The sequence below is a fragment of the Halomonas sp. HG01 genome (assembly GCF_000968715.2).
Taxonomy (GTDB): domain Bacteria; phylum Pseudomonadota; class Gammaproteobacteria; order Pseudomonadales; family Halomonadaceae; genus Halomonas; species Halomonas halophila.
This window is the reverse complement of sequence record NZ_CP022134.1, coordinates 3,481,338-3,493,712: the sequence shown is the minus strand read 5'-3', so window position 1 is coordinate 3,493,712 and position 12,375 is coordinate 3,481,338. Positions and strand designations below refer to the sequence as shown.

At 62.1% G+C, this 12,375-nt stretch carries 12 protein-coding genes; 4 read left to right on the top strand and 8 right to left on the bottom strand.

What is annotated here, in order from left to right; all coding sequences use genetic code 11:
• The first annotated feature begins 97 nt into the window (after window positions 1–97).
• Entirely contained in the window at window positions 98–1,468 is a 1,371-nt protein-coding gene (mnmE, locus tag UN84_RS16575) for a tRNA uridine-5-carboxymethylaminomethyl(34) synthesis GTPase MnmE (protein ID WP_046078886.1), read from the top strand.
• A 148-nt stretch (window positions 1,469–1,616) separates the two neighbouring features.
• On the opposite strand, the gene UN84_RS16570 is transcribed toward mnmE, so the two are convergent.
• The 4 genes from UN84_RS16570 to UN84_RS16555 all read right to left on the bottom strand — a co-directional run bounded on the left by UN84_RS16570 (window position 1,617) and on the right by UN84_RS16555 (window position 5,067).
• The gene (locus tag UN84_RS16570) at window positions 1,617–2,462 is read right to left on the bottom strand and encodes a 23S rRNA (adenine(2030)-N(6))-methyltransferase RlmJ (RefSeq protein WP_046078885.1); all 846 of its coding nucleotides are present in this window, start codon (window positions 2,460–2,462) and stop codon (window positions 1,617–1,619) included.
• A 74-nt stretch (window positions 2,463–2,536) separates the two neighbouring features.
• Window positions 2,537–3,208 carry an OmpA family protein gene (locus UN84_RS16565; RefSeq protein ID WP_035594558.1) on the bottom strand — a complete coding sequence of 224 codons (672 nt, stop codon included), beginning with the start codon at window positions 3,206–3,208 and terminating at the stop codon, window positions 2,537–2,539.
• An 87-nt stretch (window positions 3,209–3,295) separates the two neighbouring features.
• Window positions 3,296–4,462, bottom strand: coding sequence for a radical SAM family heme chaperone HemW (hemW, locus tag UN84_RS16560; protein WP_046078884.1), 1,167 nt, complete (start codon window positions 4,460–4,462; stop codon window positions 3,296–3,298).
• Complete coding sequence (locus tag UN84_RS16555; protein ID WP_046078883.1) at window positions 4,459–5,067, bottom strand: XTP/dITP diphosphatase; 609 nt, start codon at window positions 5,065–5,067, stop codon at window positions 4,459–4,461. The genes hemW and UN84_RS16555 overlap by 4 nt, the downstream gene beginning before the upstream one ends.
• 374 nt (window positions 5,068–5,441) lie before the next feature.
• Between UN84_RS16555 and UN84_RS16550 the strand changes: the two genes are divergently transcribed.
• The 3 genes from UN84_RS16550 (at window position 5,442) to UN84_RS16540 (ending at window position 8,968) form a co-directional block, all read left to right on the top strand.
• Window positions 5,442–6,116, top strand: coding sequence for a LuxR C-terminal-related transcriptional regulator (locus tag UN84_RS16550; RefSeq protein WP_046078882.1), 675 nt, complete (start codon window positions 5,442–5,444; stop codon window positions 6,114–6,116).
• Between the two features lie 126 nt (window positions 6,117–6,242).
• Window positions 6,243–7,673 (top strand): sigma-54 dependent transcriptional regulator, encoded by a 1,431-nt coding sequence (locus tag UN84_RS16545; RefSeq protein WP_046078881.1) that lies wholly within the window; start codon window positions 6,243–6,245, stop codon window positions 7,671–7,673.
• A 218-nt stretch (window positions 7,674–7,891) separates the two neighbouring features.
• Complete coding sequence (locus tag UN84_RS16540; protein WP_046078880.1) at window positions 7,892–8,968, top strand: transporter; 1,077 nt, start codon at window positions 7,892–7,894, stop codon at window positions 8,966–8,968.
• Window positions 8,969–9,192: 224 nt separating this feature from the next.
• On the opposite strand, the gene UN84_RS16535 is transcribed toward UN84_RS16540, so the two are convergent.
• The 4 genes from UN84_RS16535 to UN84_RS16520 form a co-directional block, all read right to left on the bottom strand.
• On the bottom strand, window positions 9,193–9,855 hold the full coding sequence (locus tag UN84_RS16535; protein WP_146613001.1) for a hypothetical protein: 663 nt from the start codon (window positions 9,853–9,855) through the stop codon (window positions 9,193–9,195).
• Window positions 9,856–9,878: 23 nt separating this feature from the next.
• A complete protein-coding gene (locus tag UN84_RS16530) occupies window positions 9,879–10,592 on the bottom strand; it encodes a C39 family peptidase (protein ID WP_082090860.1) in 714 nt (237 codons plus the stop codon).
• 52 nt (window positions 10,593–10,644) lie between these two features.
• Window positions 10,645–11,031, bottom strand: coding sequence for a hypothetical protein (locus UN84_RS16525; protein ID WP_146909144.1), 387 nt, complete (start codon window positions 11,029–11,031; stop codon window positions 10,645–10,647).
• Window positions 11,032–11,133: 102 nt separating this feature from the next.
• A complete protein-coding gene (locus UN84_RS16520) occupies window positions 11,134–12,270 on the bottom strand; it encodes a hypothetical protein (protein ID WP_146909141.1) in 1,137 nt (378 codons plus the stop codon).
• Window positions 12,271–12,375: the final 105 nt, after the last annotated feature.

Genomic DNA, 12,375 nt, shown 5'->3' with positions numbered 1-12,375 from the left:
AGGTCTTCCCTCCCGCTCCAGACCCCCGCTTCGGCGGGGGTCTGGCGTTTGCGGGGCCGTCACCGGACAATAGCCACGTCTCACCGAGGAGCCACCGATGGCCGAAAGCCTCTATTCCCAGGACACCATCGCCGCCCTGGCCACGCCCCCGGGGCGCGGCGGCGTCGGCATCATTCGCGTCTCAGGGCCTGCCTGCCGGTCGATCGCCAGCAGCCTGCTGGGACACTGCCCTGCCCCGCGCTTCGCCCTCTACGGGCCGTTCAGGGGCGACCAGGGCATGATCGACGAGGGCATCGCGCTGTTCTTCGAGGGCCCGAACTCCTTCACCGGCGAGGACGTGCTGGAGCTCCAGGGCCACGGCGGCCCGGTGCTCATGGACCTGCTGCTGGAGCGCTGCGTGCGGCTCGGCGCCCGCCTGGCCCGCCCCGGCGAGTTCTCCGAGCGCGCCTTCCTCAACGACAAGCTCGACCTGGCCCAGGCCGAGGCCATCGCCGACCTGATCGAGGCCAGCTCCCGGGGCGCCGCCGAGAACGCCCTGCGCTCGCTGCAGGGCGAGTTCTCGCGGCGGGTCGAGGGGCTGGTGCAGCGCCTGATCGAACTGCGCATGTACGTCGAGGCGGCCATCGATTTCCCCGAGGAGGAGATCGACTTCCTGGCCGACGGCCACGTGGCCGCCAAGCTGGCCGAGGTCCGCGGCGAACTCGGTGAGGTGCGAGCGGCGGCGGCCCAGGGCGCGCTGATGCGCGAGGGCATGAGCGTGGTGATCGCCGGGCGTCCCAATGCCGGAAAGTCCAGCCTGCTCAATGCCCTCACCGAGCAGGAGACCGCCATCGTCACCGATATCGAGGGCACCACCCGGGACGTGCTGCGCGAGCACATCCATCTGGACGGCATGCCGCTGCACGTGATCGATACCGCCGGCCTGCGCGACACGCCGGACGCGGTGGAGCAGATCGGCGTGGCCCGGGCCTGGAGCGAAATCGAGAAGGCCGACCGGGTGCTGCTGATGGTCGATGCCGCCACCACGGATGCCCTCGACCCCATGGCGATCTGGCCGGAATTCGTCGAGCGCCTGGCCGATCCGTCGCGGCTGACGCTGGTGCGCAACAAGGTCGATACCAGCCAGGAAACGCCGGGACTCGACTTGTCCACAGCCACACCGATAGTGCGGCTGTCGGCGAAGACCGGTGAGGGTGTGGATAACCTCAAGGAGCATCTCAAGGCGGTGATGGGCTTCTCGGCCACCACCGAGGGCCGCTTCTCGGCCCGGCGACGCCATCTGGACGCCCTGGATCGCGCCGAGCAGGCGCTCGGCAACGGCGAGGCCCAGCTGGCCGGCTACGGCGCCGGCGAACTGCTTGCAGAGGACCTGCGCGACGCCCAGCAAGCGCTGGGCGAGATCACCGGCGAGTTCAGTGCCGACGATCTGCTGGGTGAGATCTTCGGCAGTTTCTGTATCGGCAAATAGGGGCAAGCGGGTCACAGCAGTCGGCGCTGCGCCGGCTCTCCACCAGCCCCCGGGTTCGATCTTCGGCAGTTTCTGTATCGATAAATGGCGGCGAGCAAGGCAGCAGGTGCCTCTGCGTCGAGCCGTAGAGACTTTCCTGAGCCCGTTCCTACTCGCCCACCCACCAGTCACCGCGATGGCGGGCGGTGGGCCCCCACAGCGGCAGCAGTGCCGCCATGGCCTCATGGATACGCTCATCGAGGCCCCAGGGCGGGTTCACGACCAGCATGCCACTGCCGTACATGCCATGGCCCTCACCGGGGTCGCTCAGCGTCAGTTCGCTGCGCCAGATCTTGCGCAGGCCGCCGTCGCGAAGGCCTTCCAGCAGCGCCTGATGGCGTCCGGCGGGCAGCATCGGATACCAGATCATGACCACGGCGTGGCGCGCCTTGCGCATGGCCGACAGCACGGTGTCGGCCACCTCGTCGTATTCCGCCTTGCGCTCGTAGCTGGGATCGATCAGCACGCACAGCCGCGGCGTCTTCACCGGTAGCGCCTTCAGCAGCCCGGCCAGGCCATCGCCCTGGATGCGCTTCACCGCCTCCGGCAAGGCCTGGTCGGCCAGGTGGCCGTGCTCGCCGGGGTGCAGCTCGAACAGCCGCAGCCGGTCCTGCTCGCGCAGGCGATGCGACAGCCACCAGGGCGAACCGGGATAGTGGTCAAGCCCGCTGCCCTGCTGGACCTCGCCCACCGCCGCCAGCCAGTCGCCCAGCAGCGAGGAGGCCTTCGACAGCCCCGTCCTTTTCGCCCACGGCCTGGCCACGCCCTGCTGGTATTCCTGCAGCCGTGCCGTCTCGGCGGCGGCCAGCGGGTAGAGCCCTCGACCGGCGTGAGTGTCGATATACGTAATAGATGATTTTTTACGTAACAAGTGATCGGCGACGGCGTAAAGCGTCAGATGCTTGTGAACGTCGGCGAAGTTGCCCGCATGGTAGGCGTGCTGATAGGAAAGCATGGCGGTGGTCGTGTCATGGGAAAGAAAAGGGCCCGCCCCTGACAGGGGCGGGCCCGGCAAGCGTGGGAATCCGATCAGCCCTGGGACATGGGCGTCAGGGTGATCTCCACGCGACGGTTCTGAGCACGGCCGGCTTCGGTCTCGTTGCTGGCCACCGGCTGGTTCTCGCCATAGCCGTTCATGTAGAGACGGTTGGAAGCCACACCGCTCTGCGAGAGGTAGCTGCCGACCGCCTGGGCACGACGCTCGGAGAGACGCTGGTTGTAGCTGGCGTCTCCGGTACTGTCGGTGTGGCCGGCGATGTTGACACGTGTCTCGGGGTACTGGGTCAGCACCGAGGAGACATCGTTCAGCGCGTTGCGCGCCTGCATGGTCAGCTCGCTGGAATCGAAGCCGAAGGTCACGCTGCTGGGCATGTTGAGAATGATGTCGTTGCCCTGACGTTCGACACCGATGCCGGTGCCTTCCATGCTCTGGCGCAGTTGCTCTTCCTGCTTGTCCATGTAGGCGCCGATGCCGCCACCGGCGGCGGCCCCCACGGCGGCGCCGATCAGCGCGCGGTCGCGACGACTGGTGCTGCCATCGCCGCTGAGCGCACCGGCGGCGGCACCGACCACCGCGCCGATGGTGGCGCCGGTGCCGGTCTGGCTGCGCTGGGTCTCACCGGTGTTCGGGTTGGTCGTGGTGCAGCCCACCAGCAGGGCGGCGGCCGCGAGCGGCGCGATCATGCGAACGGTCTTGGTCATAGCGTCGTCGACTCCGTGTTGACGAATGGCATTCCGGCCGGCCCCTCTCTTTCCCAGGTTACCAAGGTATTCACCAGGGCCTTCTCTTCAGGCGTCGATCAGGGCCAGCAGCTCATTCAAGAATAATAGACCCTGGGGGGAGGCTTGAAGCCTTTCGCCATCTTCCACGAGAAGTCCTTTTTTCCTCGCCACTTCAAGACTTGCCTGCAGCCGACCCACCGGCCGGCCGGTATGGGCCGACCAGGTCGACAGCGGCACGCCCTCGACGAGACGCAGCGCGTTCATGGCGAACTCGAGCGGCAGCTCGTCGGGCGAAATCGGCTCGCGACCGGCCACGAAGCCGCGCGGGTCATCATGCCGTCGCAGGTAGGCCTCGGGCTGGCGGGTCTTCCAGCGACGCTCGACATGAAAGCCGTCATCGTCGTGAGCGCTCAGCTTGCCATGGGCGCCGGCCCCGATGCCCAGATAGTCGCCGAATCGCCAGTAGTTGAGATTGTGGCGCGCCGGGCGGCCTGGCTGGGCATAGGCGGAAATCTCGTAGCGCGCGAAGCCGGCGGCTTCCAGGCGCTCGTGCCCGAGCTCCTGGATGTCCCAGAGGGCCTCCTCCTCGGGCAGCTCGGGCGGGCGCGAGTGAAACTCGGTGTTGGGCTCGAGGGTGAGCTGGTACCAGGACAGGTGCTCGGGCGCGAGCGCCAGTGCCTGTTCCAGGTCGTCGAGGGCCAGCGCCGGCGTCTGGCCCGGCAGGCCATGCATCAGGTCCAGGTTGAGGTTATCGAACCCGGCCTCGCGGGCCTCGGCAACGGCCAGTCGGGCCTCTTCACCGCTGTGGATGCGGCCCAGCGCGGACAGCTGCGCGTCCTGAAAGCTCTGCACGCCGATCGAAAGCCGGTTGATGCCCGCGGCGCGATAGCCGGCGAAGCGGCCCCGCTCCACGGTCCCCGGATTGGCCTCCAGGGTGATCTCGATATCGTCGGCGAAGGGCAGGCGAGATGAAACCGCCTCGAGCAGACGGCGGTAGAAGTCGGCCGACATCAGGCTCGGCGTGCCGCCGCCGATGAAGATGCTGACCAGCACCCGCCCCGCCGCCAGCGGAAGATCGGCGTCCAGGTCGGCGATCAGCGCCGCCAGATAGGCCTCCTCGGGCAGGCTGGCTCTGGCCCCGACACCGTGGGAGTTGAAATCGCAGTAGGGGCACTTGCGCACGCACCAGGGCACGTGGATATAGAGCGCCAGGGGCGGCAGTGAATGGCTCATGAGGAGAATGACTCGCCGTCGAGCTGCGCCACCAGGGCCTGCAGGGCGCGCCCCCGATGGCTCAGACGGTTCTTCTCGTCGGATGAGAGTTCGGCGGCGGTCTTGCCGCATTCCGGCACCCAGAACAGCGGATCGTAGCCGAAGCCACCTTCGCCGCGAGCCTCGGTGAGAATCTCGCCGTCCCAGCTCTGCTGTACGATCAGCGGCACCGGGTCCTCCGCGTGACGGAGCAGCACCAGCACGCACCAGTAGCGGGCCGTGCGCTGAACCGTCGGCACGTCCGACAGGGATTCGAGCAGGTAGGCGTTGTTGCGGGCGTCATCCTTGGGCTCGCCGGAGAAGCGCGCGGAATAGATGCCGGGGCGCCCCTGCAGGGCATCCACCGCCAGCCCCGAGTCGTCCGCCATCGCCGGCAGGCCGCTGACACGGCTGGCTTCCCGGGCCTTGAGCAGGGCGTTCTCGACGAAGGTCAGCCCGGTCTCCTCGACCTCCGTCACGTCGAAGTCCGACTGAGGACGAACGTCCATGCCCAGGGGCGCGAGCAGCTGGCCGAATTCGCGCAGCTTGCCGACATTGCCGCTGGCCAGCACAACAGTTGTCGTCATTTCATCATCTCGATTGGTCACTATCGTTGCGGCGGCATTCTAAGCGCCCCCTGAGGCGAATGAAACAGGAAGGCCGCAGGCGATCTACGCCCTGAACGTGAGTCAACAACATAGGCGAACCCAGCGAGCGTCAATCCTTTAGACTGATTTTTCTCATACTAAATGGCGAACAACGTGGCCTCGAAAAACAAAAAGCCTCCAACCCATTGATAGAGGGGAAATATCTCACTGGTAATAAAAAAGGAAATTTTAATAACTATTTATTAGTTACATTCCATTACAATGAAGACGAGACTGGATAAGACCTTACTCTGATCCCGTTACTCGTAAGGAATAAGGGGCGAGCATGTCAGATATTTCATTGAGGTCAGACTATGGAAAACAATAATCGCCTAATACAGCTGGTCACCGAAAACACGCCCCAGTCTCAGCTGTTCGCTGACTACCTGCGCCAACAGCTCGACTGCCAGGTTGCCATCCTGTCGCCTTCCAATACACGGAAGCTCAAAGCGGACAATGAGGAAATCCTGATCCTGCTCGATGCCGACCATATGGACGATGCCGCGATGCAGGCCTGGCAATCCCATGTCGCAGAGCGGCCTGAGGCCTCCCTGGCAAGCTTCAATCTCAGGGATGAGGACCATGCCGTCGAGATATTGTCCTGCATGCATGTCAGGGGAATCTTCTACCGTGACGACAGCCTGCCACTCATCTGTAAAGGACTGCGCACCCTGCAGGAAGGGCAGCTATGGATGTCGCGCTCCCTGATGGGCCGAATGCTGGAGTTCTACCGGCGCCACCAGATCAACGCCTATCGACCGGCATGTGGCCTGACACAACGCGAACTCGAGATCATCGGCCTGCTGGGATCCGGTGCTTCCAACATGGAAATCGCCGATCGCCTCTTTGTCAGCGAACATACCGTAAAGTCACATCTTTATAATATATTCAAGAAAATCGATGTGCATAACCGCCTCCAGGCTGTCAACTGGGCACGACATAACCTCGGCGCTCCCCCTCCGGTCCCCCAGAAATCTCATCACGGCTAGGTCATCGAGACTAGAAAATTCATGTGAATTTTTCTCGAGCCGAATGCTAGATTTCAGCCCGTGCAGAACAGCGGTTAATTCCGTTTATTCGCAACCAATCGTTCTATAGAACATCAGGGATGTGCGATGAAATCCAACAACAAGCTACTCTTCATTGATAAGCCTTTAGAAGGTGGCGAAAAACTCATCGGGGAGCTGAAAGAGTGTGGCTGGGATATTACGCATATTGAAAGACTGGACAGCATTCCCTTCACAGAAAACCTCCCGGGCCATGATGTCGGCATCGTTGTCCTGACACAAGAAGATCTCGATGACGCCAAGCAATTCGAGAATGCTGTCAACAGGCTTGATACAAGACTGATAGCCATCGGTCACCAGGAAATTTTCGATAACCTTCGTCACCATCAAGGTATCGCCCGTCTCTTCTTTGGTTATCATCGTCTTCCGGTCGATACGGAGAGGCTCCATCATGCGCTTGAAAACCTCTTGTCGGTCATCAATCTGGATAAAGATATTCTAGAGGAAGGTGGCCACAGAGGCAGACATGAATGCCAGATGGTCGGTGAAAGCCCTGTCATCAAGACGCTATTCAGGTCCATTCAAAAGGTGGGGGCCGTCGATGCCCCCGTTCTGATCCAGGGAGAATCCGGTACGGGCAAGGAGCTGGCGGCCAAGGCCATTCACCGGGCATCCGCTCGCTCGAAGTCTCCCTTCAATGCCATCAACTGCGGCGCCTTGCCGAGCAATCTCATCCAGTCGGAACTGTTCGGTCACGAGAAGGGTTCCTTTACCGGTGCTTCACAGAGAAAGATTGGCATCATCGAGAACACGGATGGTGGCACGCTGTTCCTGGATGAAATCGGCGACCTCCCCCTGGACATGCAGGTCAACCTGCTACGGTTTCTGGAAAACCATACGATCCAGAGGGTAGGGGGACTCAAGGAAATCGAGGTCGATGTTCGTGTTCTGGCCGCAACACACGTGGACCTCGAAAAGGCCGTGAACGAAGGAAAATTCAGGGAAGATCTCTTTCACCGCCTCAATGTCCTTCAGATTCGAGTACCTGCTCTGCGCGAGAGAGGCGATGACATCGCCACCCTGGCCCATTACTTCTTCAACAAGTTCTCGATGGAAAAATCTTCCATCGTCAACGGGTTCAGCAAGGACAGCCTGTCCGTCATGCAGCTTTATGAGTGGCCGGGCAACATTCGAGAACTGATCAATCGCGTAAGAAGGGCGATGGTCATGAGCGAGCATCCACTGATTCGCCCCAGCGATCTTGGGCTGGAGCGTCGAGTGCTGGACTCTCGTTACGCGTCAAGCCTGGAGGAGGCGAGAGACTTGGCAGAACGCGGTGTCGTCATGGCATCTCTGACACGCCATTCCTTCAATATTCTGCACGCCGCACGAGAGCTGGGGGTTTCCCGAGTCACGCTCTACCGTCTGATGGAAAAGCACAAGATACATCGTGAAGGCCAGGGGGATGACATTGCGAATCACGACGAACAAACAGGTTCGAAAGAACCTAACGTATTGAATTTCAAGAGAGTTAAATAAATCCTCTATCTTCAATGCCAGACATATTGATCGCTTTCGCTCGCCGGCTGGAGTCCAAGGATGCAATAACGTTAGCCGGAGTCTCCACGATTCCACCCAGCACCAGGACAGGTTGGTCTATGCTCTCCACGAGTATCACTCAAAAAGGCCCGATGGTGTGAAAACCATGGGGCGCGATAGCGCAAGGCCTTGAAACAAGGGACAAAAGGGACAACGCCATGAAACTGATCCAAAGAGGTTTCACGCTGGCCTGTGGTCTGGCACCACTCGCCATGGTCGGACATGCCTGGGCCCAGACGGGAAGTGACGGTGCCATCGATCCCGTGGGGCAACGACCGCCCCCCGCGGAAGAGGCTCCGGAGATTCAGGCCATTCCCGATATCGGTGGCGTATTGACGCCCAAGGGGCGTCTCGTCATCGAGCCCGAGTTCCAGTACTCCCACGCCAGCGTCAATCGACTGACCTTCCGCGGCGTCGAGATACTCAGCACGCTTCAGATCGGCGTGCTGGCCGCCGAGGATATCGATCGCGATACCTTCACCACCTCCGTCACCGGCCGGCTCGGGGTAACCGACCGACTCGAACTGGAACTGCGCGTGCCCTATTTGTACAGGGACGATACGGCAAGCTTCAGCGTCAACGAGGCCAACGAACCCTTCGATCTCGATAGAAGCCAGTCCGGGGATGGACTGGGGGATATCGAGCTGGCCGCCCACTATCAGATCAACAGCGGCCGGGATGGCGGACCCTTCTACGTGGGTAACCTGCGCTACAAGTCGACCACCGGCACGGGCCCCTTCGACGTCGATCGCGACAGCAGTGGCATCGAGCAGGAACTGGCCACCGGTTCGGGCTTCCACTCGATTGAGCCCAGCCTGACCGTGCTGATGCCTTCCGCACCGGCGGTCTACTTCGCCAACCTGGGCTATCTGTTCAACCTCGAGGACGAGGTCAACGAAACGATCGGTGGGGTCAGAGTCAAGGAGGTAGATCCAGGGGATGCCGTAAGGATGAGCCTCGGCATGTCGTACTCGATCAATCCTCGGTCCTCCTTCACGCTGGGCTACAAGAACGATTTCATCCAGGAGACCGATACCACCTTCGTCAATCCGGATACCGGCAGTACCGTCACCCAAAGCGGCCGCTCGCTGAATGTGGGCTCCATGCTGCTCGGCTGGTCCTACCAGATGTCCGACGATTCGGTGTTCAACCTGGGGCTGGAATTCGGCGTGACGGAAGACGCCCCGGATACCACCCTCACCCTGCGGACTCCCTTCGGGCTGAATGTCTTCTGACAAATGATGACTAGGCTTTATCCGAAAAGTCGACGAGCGAAGGATAGACAAGGCAAAAATCAGTGAAAAAGCGGAGTTTACGAGTTGTAAATGAGCATTTTGATCGGACTCGCGCCCGAGCTGATTTTTAACGCCGTATAGCCGAGCGCAGACAGTTTTCAGACATTGCCTAACGAGAAAAGGCTGCCCGAACGGGCAGCCTTGTTTGTGTATCGTTCTATCAATCAGCGGGGAAGAATCCCCTGCAGCGAGTTGAGAATCGCACCTCGCTGGCGGGAAGAGCGCATCTCGCCGATATTCATGACCTGCACGCTGACGTCGATATCGTTACTGATGCTTTGCCCGCTGGCCGTGGTCGACAGGCTGCTGACGATCGCATCGCGCGTGATATTGTGCAGCGCTGCCGTCATCCCCCCCTTGCCATCGCTCATCAGGACACCGGAAAAGTCGGAAAGCCCGGTGAGGTCGATCTTGCCGCCGATACTCGCCGCATCGACGCCACCGGGCCCACCCACCTGGGTCACGGTATCGGTGCCCGACTGCTCCAGCGTACTGGACAGCACCCTGGCGCCGGCATTGTCGAAGGCCACTTGAGTGATGTAACGAACCCGTTCATTGATGGCCGTGGTCAGCTTGGCGCCGAAGTTCAGTTCCATCCCCGCCAGCCGAAAGCCGCCACGAAGCTCTGCCATGCCTTCCTCAGGCAATACTTCCCCTCGGTAGTAAATATCGTGCGTTCCCGCCGACAGGATGCCGGACGGTGATGTCGCGGCCGGGGATGCCGACGCCATCGCCAAAGAAACCGACGCTACCAGGAGGCTGATGCCCCGCCGGCAGCCTCTCCACCGGCTTCCCCCCATCACATTTCCTGCATGCTGCATGCTCATGGTTGGTCACTCCTGCGAGATCATCACCTACCCAGCTCGTTGGCGCCCGGCAGTGTCAGCAGATACGATCCCACGCTGGTGCGCTGAACCCCTGACTCGATCGGCGAGGGGGGCCGCACGCGCCAGTCCCGTTCACTGTTGAAGTTCGCTCGTGCCACCTCGATTTCGTTGCGTACACCGAGCACCTTGTTGCTCCATAACGTCTCGAAGATATCCTTGGGCACCACGACCGTTCCGGCTGCCGGATCGCCCACCAGCACGTTGTCGGCATCCATTCCCTTGACGACCACGAAGTGCTTGTACCCCCCGGTATTGACCAGCGTAATGGCCGGAACGCCGATGCGGATAAAGTCATCCAATGCGATCTCGAAGCCATCGGCATTGAGCCCCCTGTCATCCAGGAAGCGCTTCATGTCCAGCATGGAGAAGCCGTAGGTCTCGATCTGCTCACGATCCCCACGACGGATCATGGCCTCGAAGACCTCGCCCTCGGTGGTGGGGCGGTCATAGTGGTAGGTCATCAGGGTGGCAACGGCCGCGGATCCACAGCTGTAGTCATACTGCTGGCGCACGACACCTTCCCAGCTGAGCTCCGCCAGACTCTTGGCTTCGACCTCGAAGTGGCCGAAGGGATTGGAAATTCTCACCGTTCCCGCCTCGGCAGGCGGAATGAACGACTCGGACGCCGACAGCATCATGACGACGAACAGGGCAGCGCCTTTCAGCTGCTTACGCATGATCGAGCCCCCTGACACCGAACGGCACTATTACCACCGTTTGGGGTGTCGTTCATGGGTTGGCGATATAGACACTGATACCGATGGCGTTGTTGATCGCATTGGCATTCCCGGTCACGTTGTTGAAGATGCCGGTACCGCTGTAATGGCCCATCGAACCGCCTTCGAAGGTGATATTGCCTGTCACCATGTCGCCGTTGACCACCTTGAAGCTCGATCCGGCGCTGATGGCTTGCATGTCCTGAATGCTCTGAACCGTTACCTGGTCGAGATGCACGTTGACGTCTCGACCCCGTGCCTGCTCCAGAACATCCGTCGAGACTTCCTGCATCGACCCGAAGCCGTCGGTCATTCGGGCATCGTCGGCCTGCAGGCTCGACGCCATGCCGGCAGACAATATGATGGCACCCGCGGCGAGCCACTGCACTGAACCTTTCATCGCTCTGCCTCCACTGACTATAAACGGACAGTGAAGGAACTGGCGGAACCTCGTCCGCCAGTTCCCGATTGGGCAAACGGGCCTCTCGCGAGGCCCGAGCCATCAGTTGCCGATGCTCACGCCGCTGTGGGCGGAGATGCTGGTGCCGGACAGCTGCGAGTTGTAGAACCCGCTGGAGCTGTTCATGTTGGACACGCCGCCGTAGACGCCGCCGGCCGCCACGGAGATGCTGGAAGCGCCGGTGCGCAGGACGGCTGCGCCGCCGTTGCCCCCGTTGCCACCGGCGCCGCCATGGGCCCCTGCGGCATAGGCATCGCCGCCGACGCCTTTGCCGCCGCCGCCGCCGCCGCCGTAGCCGCTGCCGCCGTCACCGGCCACCGCACCGGCCCAGCCGCCAGCACTGCCGTCACCACCGGTGCCTGAGCCGGCACCGAGCCCGGTGCCACTGCCGTCCCCAGCGGTGGAATCGGCGTCAGTGGAACCGGCTTTGGCAGTCTGGTCACCAGAGTTATCTGCGGTCCCAAGACCCAGACCGAGCAGCGCACCGATCCCGGTTCCGGTCGCATCGCCATCGCTGTTGCCAGACGCGGAGAGGGCGCCAGCACCGGAATCGCCACCTTCACCGGCACCCAGCCCGATGCCGGCACCGACTCCATCACCGCCTTCCGCGGCCCCCAGACCCAGGGCGCCGGCGTCACCACCATCGTCACCGTCACCGTCACCACCATCGCCGCCAAGACCGGCGCCGACGCTGACGGCCGCGTTGATGCCGCCTTCACCACCCGCTGCCCCACGGGCACCACGAGCGCCACGGACGCTGATGGAGTCCCCGATGACAACGGAATTCATCTGCTGCTCGGAGATCACGCTGATGGCGGTGTTGTAGGACTCGCTCATGGCCCAGGCATCGCCACCGTCGCCGGCCGGGCCACCGTTACCGCCGGAGCCATAGCCGAAGCCAGAAGACTCAGCTTTGCCGCCTTCACCTTTACCCTCACCATAGCCCAGAAGGGCGCCTACGCCGGTGCCGGTACCGTTGGCGTTAGCAGAGCTCGCGCCAAAACCGTTGCCGTCACCACCGGCGCTGTTACCACCATCCCCAGCGTTTGCAGTGGCGTCAGAAGCCACAAACTGGAAGGCATCGTCGCCATTGGCGGTCGGGTTGGCCTGGGCAGTGGAAATCGCCATGACCAGCGCCAGCAGGGAAGTTCCCGCGATTGCATATGCTTTGGTACTCATGATCACACTCCCGTTCGATTCGACAGAATCCCTTGCGTCTTGCCGGACGATCCTCGGATCGCTGCCGGCGTCGGTGTCACGGCCTGCTGAGCCGGAGGTCTCTCT

Coding starts and splice junctions, on each gene's coding strand:
- UN84_RS16530 (WP_082090860.1), bottom strand. CDS start 10,592: ATGCGTAAGCAGCTGAAAGGCGCTGCCCTGTTCGTCGTCATGATGCTG.
- UN84_RS16535 (WP_146613001.1), bottom strand. CDS start 9,855: ATGAGCATGCAGCATGCAGGAAATGTGATGGGGGGAAGCCGGTGGAGA.
- UN84_RS16550 (WP_046078882.1), top strand. CDS start 5,442: ATGGAAAACAATAATCGCCTAATACAGCTGGTCACCGAAAACACGCCC.
- mnmE (WP_046078886.1), top strand. CDS start 98: ATGGCCGAAAGCCTCTATTCCCAGGACACCATCGCCGCCCTGGCCACG.
- hemW (WP_046078884.1), bottom strand. CDS start 4,462: ATGAGCCATTCACTGCCGCCCCTGGCGCTCTATATCCACGTGCCCTGG.
- UN84_RS16545 (WP_046078881.1), top strand. CDS start 6,243: ATGAAATCCAACAACAAGCTACTCTTCATTGATAAGCCTTTAGAAGGT.
- UN84_RS16570 (WP_046078885.1), bottom strand. CDS start 2,462: ATGCTTTCCTATCAGCACGCCTACCATGCGGGCAACTTCGCCGACGTT.
- UN84_RS16520 (WP_146909141.1), bottom strand. CDS start 12,270: ATGAGTACCAAAGCATATGCAATCGCGGGAACTTCCCTGCTGGCGCTG.
- UN84_RS16565 (WP_035594558.1), bottom strand. CDS start 3,208: ATGACCAAGACCGTTCGCATGATCGCGCCGCTCGCGGCCGCCGCCCTG.
- UN84_RS16555 (WP_046078883.1), bottom strand. CDS start 5,067: ATGACGACAACTGTTGTGCTGGCCAGCGGCAATGTCGGCAAGCTGCGC.
- UN84_RS16540 (WP_046078880.1), top strand. CDS start 7,892: ATGAAACTGATCCAAAGAGGTTTCACGCTGGCCTGTGGTCTGGCACCA.
- UN84_RS16525 (WP_146909144.1), bottom strand. CDS start 11,031: ATGAAAGGTTCAGTGCAGTGGCTCGCCGCGGGTGCCATCATATTGTCT.